The sequence below is a fragment of the Paenibacillus sp. J31P316 genome (genome assembly GCF_056269105.1).
The window spans coordinates 238629-255545 of the sequence record NZ_JBWDNI010000005.1; the positions used below are offsets into that span (position 1 = coordinate 238629).

Annotated in this window: 11 protein-coding genes and 2 pseudogenes; 5 read left to right on the top strand and 8 right to left on the bottom strand. The window is 58.8% G+C overall.

The window, feature by feature from the left end; translation table 11 throughout:
- Positions 1–251: 251 nt before the first annotated feature.
- The 4 genes from AC0YNU_RS18585 to AC0YNU_RS18600 form a co-directional block, all read right to left on the bottom strand.
- On the bottom strand, positions 252–2282 hold the full coding sequence (locus AC0YNU_RS18585) for a hypothetical protein (protein WP_475759281.1): 2031 nt from the start codon (positions 2280–2282) through the stop codon (positions 252–254).
- A 61-nt stretch (positions 2283–2343) separates the two neighbouring features.
- Positions 2344–2802, bottom strand: a complete 459-nt coding sequence (locus tag AC0YNU_RS18590; RefSeq protein WP_475759283.1) for a GNAT family N-acetyltransferase — start codon at positions 2800–2802, stop codon at positions 2344–2346.
- Between the two features lie 90 nt (positions 2803–2892).
- A complete protein-coding gene (locus tag AC0YNU_RS18595; protein WP_475759559.1) occupies positions 2893–4701 on the bottom strand; it encodes an ABC transporter ATP-binding protein in 1809 nt (602 codons plus the stop codon).
- A gap of 73 nt (positions 4702–4774) precedes the next feature.
- Positions 4775–6505 carry an ABC transporter ATP-binding protein gene (locus AC0YNU_RS18600; RefSeq protein ID WP_475759285.1) on the bottom strand — a complete coding sequence of 577 codons (1731 nt, stop codon included), beginning with the start codon at positions 6503–6505 and terminating at the stop codon, positions 4775–4777.
- A gap of 203 nt (positions 6506–6708) precedes the next feature.
- Between AC0YNU_RS18600 and pepT the strand changes: the two genes are divergently transcribed.
- The 3 genes and pseudogenes from pepT to AC0YNU_RS18615 all read left to right on the top strand — a co-directional run.
- Positions 6709–7950, top strand: a complete 1242-nt coding sequence (gene pepT, locus AC0YNU_RS18605) for a peptidase T (RefSeq protein WP_475759561.1) — start codon at positions 6709–6711, stop codon at positions 7948–7950.
- 788 nt (positions 7951–8738) lie between these two features.
- Positions 8739–8843: pseudogene (locus AC0YNU_RS18610) on the top strand (hypothetical protein); the annotation flags it as partial.
- Between the two features lie 376 nt (positions 8844–9219).
- A pseudogene (locus tag AC0YNU_RS18615) lies at positions 9220–9603 on the top strand (histone H1-like repetitive region-containing protein); the annotation flags it as partial.
- A 428-nt stretch (positions 9604–10031) separates the two neighbouring features.
- Here AC0YNU_RS18615 and AC0YNU_RS18620 read toward each other — a convergent pair.
- The 3 genes from AC0YNU_RS18620 to AC0YNU_RS18630 all read right to left on the bottom strand — a co-directional run bounded on the left by AC0YNU_RS18620 (position 10032) and on the right by AC0YNU_RS18630 (position 13722).
- On the bottom strand, positions 10032–12092 hold the full coding sequence (locus AC0YNU_RS18620) for a carbohydrate-binding domain-containing protein (RefSeq protein ID WP_475759563.1): 2061 nt from the start codon (positions 12090–12092) through the stop codon (positions 10032–10034).
- 182 nt (positions 12093–12274) lie between these two features.
- Complete coding sequence (locus AC0YNU_RS18625) at positions 12275–12955, bottom strand: DUF4956 domain-containing protein (protein ID WP_475759287.1); 681 nt, start codon at positions 12953–12955, stop codon at positions 12275–12277.
- Positions 12952–13722, bottom strand: coding sequence for a VTC domain-containing protein (locus AC0YNU_RS18630; RefSeq protein WP_475759289.1), 771 nt, complete (start codon positions 13720–13722; stop codon positions 12952–12954). The genes AC0YNU_RS18625 and AC0YNU_RS18630 overlap by 4 nt, the downstream gene beginning before the upstream one ends.
- A 214-nt stretch (positions 13723–13936) precedes the next feature.
- Between AC0YNU_RS18630 and AC0YNU_RS18635 the strand changes: the two genes are divergently transcribed.
- Together AC0YNU_RS18635 and AC0YNU_RS18640 are read left to right on the top strand one after the other, a co-directional pair.
- Positions 13937–14614 carry a response regulator transcription factor gene (locus tag AC0YNU_RS18635; protein WP_475759291.1) on the top strand — a complete coding sequence of 226 codons (678 nt, stop codon included), beginning with the start codon at positions 13937–13939 and terminating at the stop codon, positions 14612–14614.
- Complete coding sequence (locus AC0YNU_RS18640) at positions 14614–15915, top strand: sensor histidine kinase (protein WP_475759293.1); 1302 nt, start codon at positions 14614–14616, stop codon at positions 15913–15915. Before AC0YNU_RS18635 ends, AC0YNU_RS18640 begins: the two co-directional genes overlap by 1 nt.
- A gap of 252 nt (positions 15916–16167) precedes the next feature.
- On the opposite strand, the gene AC0YNU_RS18645 is transcribed toward AC0YNU_RS18640, so the two are convergent.
- A complete protein-coding gene (locus AC0YNU_RS18645) occupies positions 16168–16809 on the bottom strand; it encodes an NAD(P)-dependent oxidoreductase (RefSeq protein WP_475759295.1) in 642 nt (213 codons plus the stop codon).
- Positions 16810–16917 lie beyond the last annotated feature (108 nt).

The following is a 16917-nucleotide window of genomic DNA, read 5'->3' on the forward strand; positions in this document are numbered from 1 at the left end:
TCCAGGTCTGCTTGAAAACATAGGCTTCATGCACGATACCTCCCAAAAACCATAATGTTGGCTAAAAATGGTTGCATTTCCTGCCCGACCTTCGCACAAGACTATTCATTAACCCAAATTCGCGATCATTCAATCAGCGCGTTCATCCAATAAAAACGGGACAAGGCATCCGCCCCGTCCCGCTTCCTTCGTATCGTCATGAACTGGTCCAATGTAAATCCGCGCACCGAATCCGCATGCCGCTCCGAGGGCTATTCGATCATCCCGTGCTGCTGCAGCAGCTCGCGGTGATGATCCCGCATGCGCAGGAAGCTCTCGGCCGCCGCTCCGTTGCCCCAATCGAAAATCGTGAACTCTCCGATACCGAGCCCGTTGTCGTTCACGACGCCTTCATGGCCGTAATTTTCCATCATGAACCCGTAATCCTTCTCGTTGAAGAACGGATGCGCTTTCTCCCACTGCGCCTGCGTGGTCGGATTTTCCGGACAGTACATCATGACGAACGCGCATCGCAGCGCGGCAAGGCCCCGTTCGATATATTCGCGGCTGCCCGTCTGCTGCCCGTATTCGATGATCAGCTCGGCGAACAAGCTTTGCCGCGCATCGTTCCATTCCCCGTCGCCGTTCATGACGCCGAAGCCGCCGAGCGCGCGGACGTAAATATAAGGCGGCTGCCAGGACGCTTGGGTCATCAGCAGCTCGTCCAGACAGCGCTGCCCGAGCTGCAAGTAGAGGGAATCTCCGGTTTGCCTATAGCTGGCCAGAAGCGCTTCCGCGGTCCAATACATGGAGAAGTTGCACTGCTTAAACATGTTGTTGCGCTCGACCTTGTCGTGAACCAGATGGCCGCTGCCGTATCCGCTGCAGGACCAATACGTTTCGAAGTCCTCCCACCGACCGACGGGGATGATCTCCTCGGCAACGATGTCCATCGCTTTCAAAGCGGCCTCCTTGTAAGCCTCGTTGCCGGTTCGTGCATGCAGCTTCAGCAGGAAGGTAACCGACATGGACGTTTCGGGCGAGTCCGCCAGCTCGCGCAGCGGCTGCAGCGTCGCCTGATCCAGCCAGGCCGGGAAATACCCCTTGTCATCCTGCAAGCCGAGAAGCGCGTCCCCATAGCGAACCGCGTATGCCAGCAATCGCTCGTCCTGCTCCAGCTCCTCGTACCAGCTCAGCATAAGCAGCGCCGTAAAGCTCATATCGAGCACGTGATAGGGCGCCTCGCGGGAAGAGCGGGTGACGGGGTTGCGGTTGGAGTTGCCCCAGAACGCGGTGCCCCAGCCTTTGGAGCGATTCACCGTCTGTCCTTCGATCACGACCTGCTCCATCTCGGTCGCGATGACGGCGGGGAAGAAGCCTTCGCGCTGCGGTGCCGACAGCGCCAGTTCCTTCATCATCCGCGCGCGCTCGAGATCTTCCAGGCTGCCTTTTGCCTGACCGTAGCGGTACAAGCCCTGGGCCGAGCGGAGGGAGCTGAACCAGGCTTGGTTCCATACGGAACGGAATTCGCGCTCGTCGACTATGCCGGGATAGTTCGGACTCTGCGTCACGTTCACGATGAATACCGGCGCGCCCACCGTCTTGCCGTCCAGCTCGAACTGCTGCCACACGGCGTCCTTCCACGAATGGAACGCCCACTCGTACGCATGGTCGACATAGGGTTCAAGCGGCCGACCGATCGGCTCTCCGCGTTGAAACCGATGGCTGCCCCACTTGTCCCAGAGCAGGTCAAGCACGGGACGCCAAGGATTTTGCGTATAGGCCGGTCCTTCCCCCGTAAGCACGTAAAAGCCGACCACGACAGTCCCTGTCGGATACGCCGCCCCTGCATCCTTCTCATAAAGCACATGCTCGGTCACCTTATAACGGCTCATGCCTAACGTCAGCCGATTGTCCCGCGCATTCATGTCCATGTACCAACGTACGGGCGTTCCGCCTTGCAGAATGTCCAGATCGGGAACGACGGCCAGCCACCGGTCCGCGTCATGCGCGATGAGCGCCGGCGAGCGGAAGCTATGCTGATCGACGATATGATTGTCTGTCGGCGTCAAATGCGGCGACCAATGGAAGGTCGGGCTAAACGCAGGCGTAAGATGGAGCTGCCAGTCGTCCTGCCGTACCGTCTCGTCCAAAACAAAGGAAAGCGTTACTTTCACCCGATTGGCGTCCAGGCGCGTTATTTCCGTCGCTGGCTGTATCCGGCCGATCGAACCGGCCGTCATGCGTTCGATGAATGCCGACAGCCCGGCATCGAGTGCGAGGCTCGAGGTTTCGTTCAACAAAATGAATCCCTCCCGTTGTTGTGGCCGCTTGCGATCCCTGAATTCCTGCGGTCGTGTACGCCTAGCCAATTAGCAGCAGCCGCACGATTTCACCGTCGATCTCGGCGTCGCTGACCTTCTCGAAGCCCAGCGACGCATACAAATTGCCGGCGATGTCGTTATTCGGCCTGTGGCCGATCATGAGCCTCTTGCATTTCAGCTCCGTCATGCACGCAATCAGCTGCTCCATCGCCGCTCTCCCGTAACCTTTGCCCTGATGCCGGCCGTCGATCAACAACGCTGGTATCCACCAGTTCCCGTCCTTGTCCGGCTTCCCGCAAAACACGATAAATCCGACGACTCGTTCCGCTCCGTCATCGTCCGCGTACACCGCGCGCAATTCGAAATCGGCGATGTACTTCGATTCGGCGATCCAATAGACGACCGGTGCCGGAAAGACGGACTGCTGTTCTTCCTTGACTTGAAGCTGCGTACAAGCGTACCAATTGTCGATCGTGACTGGCTTCAGTCTCACGCCCATTGTCGTTCCTCCCGATCTGCCGCATCTATGTCTTCCGTCGATTCATTCTCTGCTGCTTCTTCCTACTCCACCTACGATTCTTCCGCTGCGCTACCCGCTCAGCACCGCTCCAAACTGGTTCGTGAACATCTCGTAGTAGACGCCCCTGCGGGCCATCAGCTCTTCATGCGAACCGCGCTCCACGATGCTGCCATGATCGATGACCATAATCGTATCGGCGTCTCGGATCGTGTTCAGTCGGTGGGCGATGACGAAGCTCGTACGTCCGCGGAGCACGCCTTTCAGCGCGTCCTGAATGTGCAGCTCCGTCCGCGTATCGATGCTGCTCGTCGCCTCGTCGAGGATGAGGATGGACGGATCGGCCAGAATCACCCGCGCGATGGCGAGCAGCTGCCGCTGCCCTTGGCTCAGGTTGCTTCCGTTCTCGGCCAGCGCGGTATCGTACCGCTGCGGCAGGCGGCGAATGAAGGATGCCGCGTTCGCGAGCGCGGCCGCGCGCTCCATTTCCTCGTCCGTGGCGTCCGGCTTGCCGTACTTGATGTTGTCGCGGATCGAGCCGGCGAACAAATACGTATCCTGCAGCACGATGCCGAACGCCTGGCGCAGGCTGTCCTTCGTATAGCTGCGGATATCCCGGCCGTCAATGGTGATCGAGCCGGCCGTCACGTCGTAAAACCGCGTCAGCAGGTTGACGATCGTCGTCTTGCCTGCCCCGGTCGGGCCGATCAAGGCCGTCATCGTGCCTTCCGCCGAATCGAAGCTGACGTCATTCAGAATCGGCACATCCGCCCGGTAGCCGAACGATACATGGTCGAAGACGACGCGGCCGCGCGGATTGACGAGCGCCGCCGCACCCGGCGGATCGTCCGGTTCTTCCTGCTCGTCGAGCACCTCGAACACCCGCTCCGCGCCGGCCACGCCGGACTGCAGCACGTTGAATAGATTGGCCAGGTCGATGAGCGGCCGTACGAATTGCCGGGAATAGCTGAGGAAGCTCGCAATGACGCCGACCGTAATATGGCCGTTAACCGCCAGCAGGCCGCCGACGATGGCCACGGCCGCGAAGCCGAGGTTGTTAATGACGTTCATGATCGGCATCAGGAAGCCCGAACGGATCTGCGCCTTAATGCCGACCTCGCACAGCTCGGCGTTGACCGCGTCGAACTCGGCGATCGCCTTCTCCTCGCGGTTGAACGCTTTGACGATCTGAATGCCGGAGATGGTTTCCTCGACGTGGCCGTTCAGCTTGCCGAGCTTGCTCTGTTGCTGCTTGAAGAGCGGCGCCGTCGAGCGCGCGATCGCCCGGGCAAGCCAATAGACGGCAGGCACGGTAATAAGGCTCGCCAAGGTCAGCACTGGGCTCAGAATCAGCATCATGACGAGCGCGCCCACGATGGAGATCGAGCCGGTCATCACTTGCGCTGCCGATTGCGCAACCGTGTTGCTCACGTTATCAATGTCATTGGACATGCGGCTCATGAGGTCGCCGTGCGTCCGCGAGTCGAAGAAGCGGACCGGCAGCCGATGCAGCTTCTCGAACAGAGCCGCCCGAAGCCGGCCCACGATGCGCTGCGACGTTCCCGCCATCAGCCAGCCCTGCATGAAGGTCAAGCCGCCGTCCGCAATGTAGGAGACGACGAGCGCGATCAAGGCAACCTGAAGCGAGCCAAAATCCACGTTGCCGCCATCCTTCGTCATGGCGTCGATCGACACGCCGATCAGGTAAGGCGCTGCGAGCATGATGATTGAGTCCACCAGCACGATGAGGAAGATGATCGTGAGCAGTTTACGCTCGCCGCCGAAATACGACCATAACCGCAAGAGCGTTGCCTTCAAGTTCTTAGGCTTCGCAGCCGGTCCGCCGCGTCCCATCGGTCCGCCCCGACCCGGCATGTTCATCGGCGGCGGTACCGGAGCTTCTGTCGCCCCGGCGGATGAACGGCCTGTCTTATTCACGGCATTCGCGTCGCGCTCAGACATTGGCCTTCGCCTCCTTGCCGGTCTGCGACCGGTAGATTTCCTGATACGCGCGGCAATCCCGCAGCAGCTCGTCGTGGGTTCCCGAACCGACGATCTCTCCGTTGTCGAGCACGACGATCCGTTCGGCGTCCATGACGGACGTAATGCGCTGGGCGATCAGCAGACAGGTCAGCCCTTTGGCGTATTCGCGCAGCGCCGCCTTAATGCGCGACTCCGTGGCGGCGTCGACCGCGCTCGTGCAGTCGTCCAAAATCAAGATGGACGGCTGCCGCACGAGTGCCCGCGCGATCGAGAGACGCTGCTTCTGGCCGCCCGACAGATTCACGCCGCCCTGTCCGAGCTTCGTCTCGTAGCCTTCCGGACAGGCTTCGATGAATTCTTCGGCCTGCGCCATTTTGGCCGCATGCCGCATCTCTTCCTCGGTGGCGTCTTCCTTGCCCCAGAGGAGATTTTCCCGAATCGTGCCGGTGAACAGCACCGTCTTCTGCGGCACGATGGCTATTCGCTCCCGCAGCCTCTTCGGATCGACCTCGCGGACATCCGTGCCGTCTACGGCCACGCTGCCCGAGTCGGCATCGTAGAACCGCGGAATCAAGCTGACCAGCGTGCTTTTGCCCGAGCCTGTAGATCCGATGATGCCGATCGTCTCGCCCGGCCGGCAATCGAGCGTGATGCCGCGCAGCACGGATTCCGTCCCGTTATACGCGAACGATACATTGTTGAACGCGATGCTTCCCGGCACTTCAGACAACTGCGGCTCCCGGTCGCTCCATGTCATCGCGTCCTGCTCCGCGAACACCTCGCCGATGCGATCCGAAGAAGCTTTGGCCCGGACGAACATGTTGAAGACGTTGGAAATCATGAGCAGCGAGAACAGAATCTGCGTCATATAGTTGATGAATGCGATAATATGCCCGACTTGCATGTGCCCGTTATCGACCCGCTGCCCGCCGATCCAGATGACTGCCGCGATGCCGAAATTGACCGTCAGCATGATGCCGGGACCGAAGATCGACATCATCCGCATGGCGCGCGACGACACCTCTTGGTACGAATCGTTCACGCCCGCGAACTTGCCGGTCTCGTACGGAAAGCGATTGAACGCCTTGACGACGCGCACGCCGGAGAGATATTCCCGCGATACGCCGTTGAGTCGATCGAGCGCCTTCTGAACCTTGCCGAAGAGCGGAAAGCCTACGCGCATGTTGATGACGATGAGCACGGCCACCATCGGGACGACGACGGCCAGCACCAGGGACAGCGGCGGATTGAGCCGAACGGCCATGATCAGGCTCCCGATGCAGACCAGCGGCGATTTGACGAAAATACGCATGAGTCCGTTCGTGAAGTTCTGCATCTGCGTAACGTCGTTGGTAAGACGGGTAACGAGCGAAGCGCGGTCGAACTTGTCGATGCTGCCGGCTCCAAGCGTCTGGATCTGGCGAAACAAATCCGAGCGCAGCTTCGTGCCGAAGTTGAGCGACACATGGCTCGAGATAATGTTGCGCGCGGTCGCCGCGGCGGCGCCGAACGCCGTCACCATCAGCATGTACCCGCCGAAGCGGACGACGTAGTCCAGGTCCTTGTTTTGGACTCCCACGTCGATGATGCGCGACATCAGCGTCGGCTGGAGCAGATCGCACATCGCTTCAAGCGTCAGAAACAGGATCGCCACCAAGAAGGGTTTGCCGAAGCGGCGAAAATAAGGCTTCAAGTAATTCAATTACAGGACTCCCTTGCCAGATAGAATAGTCGGTACGATGGCGCGTCTTGAGCGGCCGCTGCAGGTTGTCTACACCGATTCGCCAGGCCCCCTCCTGGAAAAACGTCCCTGTGCCGCCCTTATACATCCCATTATAACTTGTGGTACGATAGGAATGAATAGTTGGAAATTTCAGCGTTAAGGAGCGTGCCTCGATGGACCCGATGAAAGAAGAATTGTTGAACCGTTTTACCTCCTACATAGAGATCAACACGCAATCGGACGACGAAAGCGACACTTGCCCCTCCACGGAAGGACAATGGACCTTGGCGCGCCTGCTGGAGCGCGAGCTCCGCGAGATCGGCCTTACGGAGGTCACGTTGGATGCGAACGGTTATGTCATGGCGACGCTGCCGGCCAATTCGGACCGCGATGATGTACCGACCATCGGCTTCATCTCGCACATGGATACCGCGACGGACTTCACGGGCGACGGCGTTAAGCGCCAGGTCGTCGAGAACTACGACGGCGGAGATATCGAGCTGAACCGCGAGCTCGGCATTGTGCTCTCGCCGCGCAAGTTTCCGGAGCTGTCCGGCTATAAAGGACACACGCTGATCACGACGGACGGCACGACGCTGCTCGGCGCCGACGACAAAGCCGGCATCACGGAGATCGTTACCGCCATGGCTTACCTCGTGAAGCATCCCGAGATCAAGCACGGACGCATTCGCGTCGCTTTCACGCCGGACGAAGAAATCGGACGCGGCGCGCATAAGTTCGACGTCCCGGCCTTCGGCGCGGACTTCGCCTACACGATGGACGGCGGACCGCTCGGCGAGCTGCAGTACGAGAGCTTCAACGCCGCCCAGGCGGTCGTTACGGTTAAGGGCGTGAACGTTCACCCCGGCACCGCCAAGAACAAAATGATCCATTCCTCCAAAATCGCCATGGCGCTGCATCACCGCCTGCCCGCGGGCGAAGCGCCCGAGTTTACCGAGGAATACGAGGGATTCTATCATCTGATCTCGATCCAGGGGAACACGGAGCAGACGAAGCTCGTCTACATCATCCGCGACCATGACAAGGAAATCTTCGCGCACCGCAAGGCGACCATCACGGCAATCGTGGAAGAATTCCGCCAAACGTACGGGGCCGATCGCATCGTGCTCGAGCTGAAGGACCAGTACTACAACATGGGCGAGAAGATCGAGCCGGTCAAATACATCGTCGACATCGCCCACGAAGCAATGACGAATCTCGGCATCGAGCCGATCGTAGCGCCGATCCGCGGCGGTACGGACGGCTCCCAGCTGTCGTACATGGGACTGCCGACGCCGAACATCTTCGCCGGCGGCGAGAATTTCCACGGCAAATTCGAGTACGTCTCCCTCGATACGATGCAGAAAGCGACCGAAGTCATCGTCGAGATCGCGCGTCTGTTCGAGCAGCGGGAGTTGTCCTAAACCAGCCCGACCAGGCTGTCGATTGACAGCTTGCTCGCACAGACCGAAAAGCGGACCGAAAAGCTGCAAAATAGCAGCTTTCCAAGCCCGATTCCGCCAACATACGATCAAAAGCTGCCAATCGGCAGCTTTTTCGTTATCACGTGCGGTGGTGCATGCTGAAAAGATGCTGCATAGCAGCTTTTCGGTAATTATGCGGCAGTGCAGGCCGAAAATGCTGCTAAATCGCACAATTATGCTCGATTCGGGTAAGCGATCGCTTCTCTGCAACCTCTTTACAACTAACTCTACAACCAACTCTCCAAGCTTTCAGGTTGCAGAGAAAAGCCGCTCCATATTAGGGGAGTTCTGTAAGCGACAAAAGCTGCGGATCATACAACGTGAACACGTGCTGACGCGTAACGGTGTTCAGCGTTGCTAATTCACCAAATATACGGCTAAATAAATGCTAACGGTTCTGACTGACGTTATTAGGTGTAGAAGAGCTGATTTGCAAGGTAAATTCTCGCAATAAGCCTCCTGACAACCCTTGGTTAACTAAATAGAGCAATTTGAGGTGATTAGCCATCCGCACAACCGTTAGCCGTAGGATGGCTAGGTTCATTTTCGCAAGCATGACTATTTGCATGCATCGGCGCTCAGCAACCCGATAGCGTTCTGCGATTTTGATTTTCTCGCGACCCTGAGGTCCGCCATATCGGCGGACCTTTTTGACGATGCAATCGTTGCGGACATTCAGAGCTCCGCTTGGAGTGATGCCTCTTCAGGAAGAGCCACTCTAGGGAAGCCTGTTCCGGGAAAACCTCCACCCGGGAAACCTCCTCCGGGAAAGCCGCCTCCAGGAAACCCGCCTCCGGGGAAGCCGCCTCCAGGAAACCCGCCTCCGGGAAAGCCGCCTCCGGGAAAGCCGCCTCCAGGAAACCCGCCTCCGGGGAAGCCGCCTCCAGGGAAACCGCCTCCGGGAAAGCCGCCTCCAGGGAAACCTCCTCCGGGAAAGCCGCCTCCGGGGAAGCCGCCTCCGGGGAAGCCTCCTCCAGGAAAGCCTCCTCCGGGGAAGCCTCCTCCAGGGAAACCGCCTCCGGGAAAGCCGCCTCCAGGAAAGCCTCCTCCGGGAAAGCCGCCTCCGGGGAAGCCTCCTCCGGGGAAGGCCCTACCTGGGAAACCTCCCCCAGGGAAACCTCCGCCTGGGAAGCCGCCTCCGGGGAAGCCACCTCCAGGGAAGCCACCTCCAGGAAAACCTCCGCCTGGGAAGCCGCCTCCGGGGAAGCCACCTCCAGGGAAGCCACCTCCAGGAAAACCTCCGCTTGGGAAGCCACCTCCAGGAAAGCCGCCTCCGGGGAAACCTCCTCCAGGGAAACCTCCGCCGGGGAAGCCGCCTCCCGGAAAGCCTCCTCCGGGGAAACCTCCTCCAGGAAAGCCCCCGCCAGGAAAACCACCACCTTGGAAGCCACCGCCTTGAAAGCCGCCTCCCGGAAAGCCTCCACCAGGAAAGCCCCCGCCAGGAAAACCACCACCTTGGAAGCCACCGCCTTGAAAGCCGCCTCCGGGGAAGCCGCCTCCCGGAAAGCCTCCTCCAGAAAAGCTCACTCCAGAAAAGCCTACTCCAGAAAAGCCGCCCCCGGGGAACCCTTTCCCGGGCATGCCGCCTTTTAACATGCTGCCTAATAATCCGCCTTTGGCGTCGCCACCCCCAAGCATGCTGCCGAGCAAGCCTCCTTTGGATCCGCCGCCCATCATGCTGCCGAAGAGTCCGCCCTTGGGGTACCCGCCTTTCAGCATACTGCCCAAAGCGCCGCCCCCAAGCATGCCGCCTAAGGCACCACCACCCGGAAAGCCTCGCTGCTGCCCGTTTGTTGCGGGCACCTGCTTGAAATCAATCGTCATGAGCTGTTCCTCCGATAATAGGATGTCACCTAAGTTATCCTATTCCCGCCTCGCAGACCGTGACACCCGCCTAGGAAATAAACAAACCGGCAGCAGGCGCTTGCGCCTTGCTTGCCGGTTTACGTCTCTTACGTTGCTTCTCTTATGTTGCTTCTCTTACGTTGCTTTTCTTCTTCAATTCTCTTACGTTGCTTCTCTTACGACGATTCTCCGTCGGTCGCGGTCGTTGTCCCGCTCCCGCCTTGCCGCTGGCCTCTTCCGCCGCCCCGTCCGCCAAAACCGCCGCCTCCACCGGGACCGCCCATCCCGATCTGCGCTTCGGTGACGCCCGATTCGTTCACCCAAGTGATGAGCGTGGCCGCCTTGAACTCCACGACCTTCGTTCCGCCTTCGTAGGTGCCGCCTTCATAGAGGCCGTTCGCCGCGCTGCCACTCGACTTCCCTCCCGAGTAGAGGACGTACGAACTATTGGTCTTCAGCTTCGGCGAGCTCACGAACACGGCCTGATAATCCTTAAGCGGTGCGAATGTAAGCATGTCGCTTCCTGCGCTATCGGCCAGGCGAACGAGCGTCCCTGCTTGCTGCGCCTGCGAGTACGTCATCAGAATGCCCGATTGCGTCGATTGGTCGGACGTCGCCTGCACCATGCCGGAGCTTCCGGCGGCGACGAGGAATCCGCCCGTCATCACGAAGCTGCCGTCGTAATCCAACGCGCCGTTGCCGTTCATCGTCGGACCGTTAACGATGACGGTGCCGCCGGACATCGAGATCGAACCGTTTGCGTCCAGCCCATCGCCCTGGGCATTCACGGTCAACGAACCGCCGCTGATGGTCAGCATGCTGCTGCCGCCGCTGCCCGGCATCCCGCCCGGGGCTCCGCTAGGCGGATTGCCCGGTCTTTCTCCATCCGGCGGGGAGCCGCCGTCAAAACCGCCGGGCGGAATGCCAGCATCTGCCCCGTCTGAACCTGCTCCTCCGGCATCGGTTCCGCCTGCGGCATCCCCGCTTGGCGCTGCACCATCGGCCGCGGCGCCAGATGCCGTGCCATCCGTTGCATCCACGCCGTCGCCGGCGCCACCAGTTGTTCCACCAGGTGCCGCACCGTCCGGCGGATTGCCGTCGAATCCGTCACCTCCGCCAAATCCGCCGCCTCCAGGCCCGCCTTCGCCTGCCGTCTCGCTGTCGCCGGATGCCGCATTCACGCCGTCATCGCTGGCGACGACGGCGATCGTGCCATCCGCAATCAGGATGGACGGGGCTTCGAGTCCTTCATTGCTCTTCGCGACATTGACCGTGCCGCCCGTCACCGCAAGCCCGGTCTCGGCATGAACGCCGTCATCCCCGGCGTTGATCTGAATATTGCCGCCTCCGATGAGAAGGCCGCCGCTGCTGTGCAAAGCATCCTCGCCCGACGCGATGTTGAAATTGCCGCCTCCGATGGCGATCACGCCTTGTTCGCCTTCGTTGTCATTCGTCGATTTGATGCCGTGACCGCCGGCTTCGATCTTGAATTCGCCTGCTTGCACGGCAACCAGGTCGCGTCCCATGACCGCGTCGTCGACGGCATGAACCTCAAGCCGGCCGCCCGTGATTTTCAGCTTATCCTTGCTCGTAATGCCGTTATTGTAATTGCCTTGAACAACCAGCTTCCCGCTGCCGTTGATCGTCATATCGTCCTTGCTGAAGATCGCCGCATTCGGCTCGTCCGTAGACGCATCCGGATTGACATACTTGGTGCCGTCCGCTACCGAATTCTCCGTTCCCTCCTGCAGCGAAAGGATCAGCTTGCCTGCTTCCGCGACATAAATCGCAGATGTGGTCGTGCTGTGAATTTCTGCCCCGTTCAGCACAAGGCGCACCGTGCCTTTGTCCTTCACATCGACGGCAATCTGGCCGTTATCCAGCTTCCCGCTCACCACATAGGTTCCGGCGGCCGTGATCGTAATCGTTCCATCCTTGGCCGCGGCACCGGAGCCGTCGATGACCGCCCCAGAACCGTTCAATTGGATTTTCGTCGATTCTCCCGTCGTCCAGTCGGTATACGCGTCGTCTTCCTCATACTCGACATCCTCCGCTAGATTGAGGCTTGCTAGCGTCACGGGTGTCGAAGCGGAAGTGCCGGTCTGCGCGGCATCGGCGGTATTGGCCGCGTCGGCATTAGCATTGGTAGTCGCGGAGTTATTATCGCTGCATGCGGACAATAGAACGGCGCATAATAAAAGAGCGCTTAATTTCTTCGCCGTGTGCGAATGGTTCATCATTCATCATTCCTCTCCGATTGCTCAGTAAGTGCTCCGCTTCGTACCGTCTATTTCGGCGATCGTTCCCGTAGTGCTTCGCACCAAAGTCACTCTCGCTCGAAATTGCCGGTGCTGCGCTGCGCCTATCTTTCGCTAAACATTTAACAACCTAAATACTTAAATACATACATGCATGACATTCAATATTCAGCCGTCGTAGGACTCATCGTTAAGGTAATATCCAAATTGCCGTTCCTGCACCGAATAGCGTCGAGAAAATCCTTCTGGTTCGTGCGCTCGCCGATCGTAACCGCATAGACCACTTCATACAGACTGCCAAGCTCCGTCGTTCTCACTTTGCGAAGCTCGTAGGCGATGCCGAATTGGTTAAATACCTCGTCGAACGCTTCTTCGTAGCCTAAGTTTTCCGGAATCGTCACCTTGAGCAGCTTTTGCGCGGCCCGCTTGGCCCCGAAGTTCATGGCACGCAGAACGAACATCAGCGCGCAGAGCACGATCGTGAACAAAATGCCATAGTCGAGCGAGCCGACGCCGCAGGCGAGACCGGCCGCCATCGTGAACAGGACGAATGCGATATCCTTCGGATCGCCCGGCGCGCTGCGGAACCGGATAATGGAGAAGGCCCCTGCCAAGCTGAACGCTCTTGCGATGTTGCTTCCGATCAACAGAATGATGATGGCTACGATCGCGGGGAGGACGATCATGGTGAGCGCGAAATTTTGAGTATAGGTCGCCTGCGTACGCATATACGTCCAGCTGATTAGCGCACCCAGCGCAATGGATATGAAGATCGTCAATAAGGCATCGGTCAGCGTGAGCGCCTGGCCCTCCGCCGCCGTCGTTAGAATAGAATCGATCATATAAGTACGCTCTCCCTTTCGATGTTTTCGGTCCCGGCAACGAGGATGCCGTTCTTCTCGTTCCGCTTCAGTTTCTTATATTCGTTGCCGTATTTGGAGAAGCTCGTCCGGAACATGCCGAGCTCCGACAGCAGCCGCGACAGCCAGACCGGAACGGTCTTCTCCGCCTTTACTTCCATCAGCCACTGCCCCGGCTCCATCAACTGCTCGCCGTAATCGCCGTTCTCGAGCTGGACCTCGTACCGCCTCGACCGGATATTGGTATCGAACGTGATGCGCAGATCCCGGTTCTCCTTGCTGAAGAGCGCGATTCGGTCATAGGCCAGATAAAGCTTCGGCTCCAGCTCGTAACGCGACAGGAAGTAACCGATTTCCTGCATGACCTGCTTGTTCATGCCCGTTCGAAATGCCGGCGCGTGCCCGGATGAGACAAAATCGTACGCCTCGTGCAGCTTCAACGCCGTCCTGCGTTTGTTCACCAAACCGAACACCTTTTTCTTCAGCTCCAGGTACACCTTCGCGTCCTGCTCCGGGATGCCGTAAGCCCGAATGCGCAGCTTCTCCCGATATTTCGGCTTGGCCAGGCTGGTACGAATCAAGGAATCATGCTCCGTATCGTAATACAGATTGCTAATGGCATAAAATTTATCGTCCCGGTTGTATTCATCCGGCTCCATATACGCCAACAAACGGGTATGGATATGATGGAAGGCGTTCGTATCCATCAGGTATTTATTCTCGTAACGATTGAATACTTCGATCGCCATCGTATGCTTTCGCTCCTTTCATGCCGGCGCCGTTCGCCGTTCCATGACTGTATCTTAGAACCCGAACCTTTAACGAATCTTAAATGTTTGTAAAGGCGGACGAATTTTCATTTGCGCGCCGACCCGGCAGCGATTAAGGTTGATTAAAGGTTCGGTACCTATAATGAAGCGTGTAATCAGCTTCACGATGAAGGACGCAAAGGGGAACAAGCGTATGAGACTGTTAATCGTAGAGGACGAGGTACATCTGGCGGAAGCGCTGACCCAAATCCTGAAGAAACATCATTATTCGGTCGACGTCGCGCATGACGGCCAATCCGGACTCGATCACGCGCTGAGCGGCATCTATGATCTGCTGCTGCTCGACATCATGCTGCCGGAGCTGGACGGCATCTCCGTATTGAAGGCGCTGCGGGCTCAAGGCATCGCGACGCCAGTGATTCTGCTGACCGCCAAGGGAGAAACCGACGATAAAATCACGGGGCTTGACCATGGCGCGGACGACTATGTCGCCAAGCCGTTCTCGACGGGCGAGCTGCTCGCGAGAATCAGGGCAGCCCTGAGGCGCAAAGGCGAAGTGCTGCCTGACGATACGCTTAAATTCGGGGATATCGAATTGAATACATCGACGCTCAAGCTGGCCTGCGGCGGCAAGGAGCTCAAGCTGATTCTCAAAGAAAGCGAGCTGCTGGAGTTGCTGCTGTCCCGCAAAAGCGCGGTGACGTCGAAGGAACAAATCATCGAGAAGCTGTGGGGATACGATACGGAAGTGGAGCATAATAACGTGGAAGTGTATATTTCTTTCTTGCGGAAAAAGCTAACGTTCCTGCAGGCTTCCGTCCGCATCAACACGATCCGCAGCGTCGGCTATGTATTGGAGGCGACCGACTGATGTTCAGCAAGCTTCGGAATCGCTTCCTGATCTTGAACATGGTCATTATCTCTTGCATGATGCTCGTGGCGTTCGCCGCCATCTACACGATCACCTATCAGAACGTGCGTCACGATACCGACATGGAGCTGCAGCGGGTGGCGGAATTCTACCATAAGCCGGGCGGCGGCGGTCCCGGCGATTCGCATAAGGGCGGCAATCCCGGCATGGGCGGCGACGGAGACCATCCGCCGATGGATGTCGGAGGCAACGGTTATCCGCCGCCGGAGCGGTCGGTTTCGTTTTCCCTGCAGACCGACGAGAATTGGACGATCACGGGGACGAACTCCCGGTTCGACATGGATGCGGATTTCTATGCTTTGGCCGCGAAGAAAGCCGCCTCCGGCAGCGCGAACACCGGCCGCTTCACTCTCGACGGGAATCGATGGGCGTATATGACCTTGAACAACGATAACGGTCATTTCATCGTCTACCTCGACGTCACCGCGCAGCAGACGATTTTGCGGAATCTCGTCTATACGTTCCTCGTCGTCGGACTCGCGATGCTCATCGTCATTTTCTTCACGAGCCGGTACTTCGCGAACCGATCGATCGCGCCCGTCAAGGATGCCTTCGATAAGCAGAAACGGTTCATCGCCGACGCCTCCCATGAATTGAAGACGCCGCTGGCCGTCATTAATACCAACGCGGACGTCCTCTTGGCCAACAGCGACGATCCGATCCGCGAGCAAGCCAAATGGCTGCACCATATCAAGTCGGAGACGGAGCGCATGAAGACGCTGACGGGCGACCTTTTGTATTTGACCGAAATGGACGACTCCCGGGAGCGCATGATCTACGCCCCGTTCGATGCAAGCGAAGCGGTCGAGAGCGTCATTCTGACGATGGAAGCCGTCATCTTCGAGAAACAGATTTCGCTTAGCTACGAGATCGAACCGGGCCTGACCGTGCGCGGCAGCAGCGAGCAAATCAAGCAGGTTGTCATGATTCTCTTGGACAACGCCATCAAATACGCCAATGCGGGAGGCTCCATCTCGCTCGTGCTGAGCAGGCGCCATCACGACGTTCAGCTTGCCGTCGCCAATACCGGCGAAGGCATTGCGGCGGAGCATCTGGAGCGGATCTTCGACCGCTTCTACCGCATCGATGCGTCCCGCTCCCGCAAGAAAGGCGGCTACGGCCTCGGACTCGCGATCGCCAAGTCGATCGTGGAGCAGCATAAAGGGCGGATCAGCGCGAAAAGCGTGCCGCAGGAGTCTACGACGTTCTTGGTGCAGCTTCCTCTAAGCGTAGGGAGATAAGGCCCGTACCGGTCGCTACGCTGGCCCAGAGGCAGAGCGGGCTAGCCGAGACGGATCTCCAGGCCGCATGTATTGCACCCAGTGCACCCCTTCGCCGGAATTCCAGCCCGCAGGACAATGTAGTGCACCCAGTACACCTCTTTGCCGGAATTCCGCCAGTTGGCTAACTTTTATGGCACTCATAATAAAAAGAGGGGGTGTACCTAAGCCAACGGCTTAGGTACACCCCCTCTTCATTCCTCCGCAGCCGGCTTACTCGGCCTCGGATACAACGGTAAACCGCGCATTCTCGTGCCGCGGCTGCTCGATCTCGTCGACGATGGCGATTGCATAGTCGGCGTAGCTGACGTAGCTGTCGCCCTTCGCGTTAACCAGCAGATGATCCAATCCCAATCGATAAGCGCCCGTGCGCTTGCCTTCCGGATTGAAGAACGCCGACGGGCTCACGAAAGTCCAGCGGATACCGGACGAAACCTTCAGATCTTCCAGGCTGGCGGCGGAGCTCAGCGCCGTTGCCTTGTAGATTTCCGGGAACTCCGGCGTATCGACGACGCGCACCGTCTTCGCTTCATCCGCGTAGAGACTGCCCGCTCCGCCGACGACGATCAGGCGGGTATGCGGCGCGCCTTGCAGCGCGGCAATCAGCGCGCGTCCCGCTTCCACGTGCAGATGCTCTTGACCGGGAGCCGGGCTGAAGGCGTTCACGACGACGTCGAAGGCGCCAAGGTCCTGCGCGGTAAGATCGAACAGGTCTTTCTCCAGGACGGCCAGTCCCGTTCCCGCTGCCTTGGCCGCGTTCCGGACGATTGCCGTTACTTCATGCCCTCTCTCAGCCGCTTCTCTTGCCATGAGACTGCCTGCTTTGCCGTTTGCTCCAATGATTGCGATTTTCATAATTGATACCCTCCTGTAATTGGATTGATAATGACGTCTGCCTTCGAAAGGGGCGGCCTGCAGCTGCTATCCTTCTGTTCCCTGTCCGCAGATGTAACCACCGCAGTT

Excerpts from the sequence above, each read along its gene's own strand:
- AC0YNU_RS18640 (WP_475759293.1), top strand. The coding sequence starts at position 14,614 with ATGTTCAGCAAGCTTCGGAATCGCTTCCTGATCTTGAACATGGTCATT.
- AC0YNU_RS18635 (WP_475759291.1), top strand. The coding sequence starts at position 13,937 with ATGAGACTGTTAATCGTAGAGGACGAGGTACATCTGGCGGAAGCGCTG.
- AC0YNU_RS18590 (WP_475759283.1), bottom strand. The coding sequence starts at position 2,802 with ATGGGCGTGAGACTGAAGCCAGTCACGATCGACAATTGGTACGCTTGT.
- AC0YNU_RS18645 (WP_475759295.1), bottom strand. The coding sequence starts at position 16,809 with ATGAAAATCGCAATCATTGGAGCAAACGGCAAAGCAGGCAGTCTCATG.
- AC0YNU_RS18625 (WP_475759287.1), bottom strand. The coding sequence starts at position 12,955 with ATGATCGATTCTATTCTAACGACGGCGGCGGAGGGCCAGGCGCTCACG.
- AC0YNU_RS18630 (WP_475759289.1), bottom strand. The coding sequence starts at position 13,722 with ATGGCGATCGAAGTATTCAATCGTTACGAGAATAAATACCTGATGGAT.
- AC0YNU_RS18595 (WP_475759559.1), bottom strand. The coding sequence starts at position 4,701 with ATGAACATGCCGGGTCGGGGCGGACCGATGGGACGCGGCGGACCGGCT.
- AC0YNU_RS18620 (WP_475759563.1), bottom strand. The coding sequence starts at position 12,092 with ATGAACCATTCGCACACGGCGAAGAAATTAAGCGCTCTTTTATTATGC.
- pepT (WP_475759561.1), top strand. The coding sequence starts at position 6,709 with ATGAAAGAAGAATTGTTGAACCGTTTTACCTCCTACATAGAGATCAAC.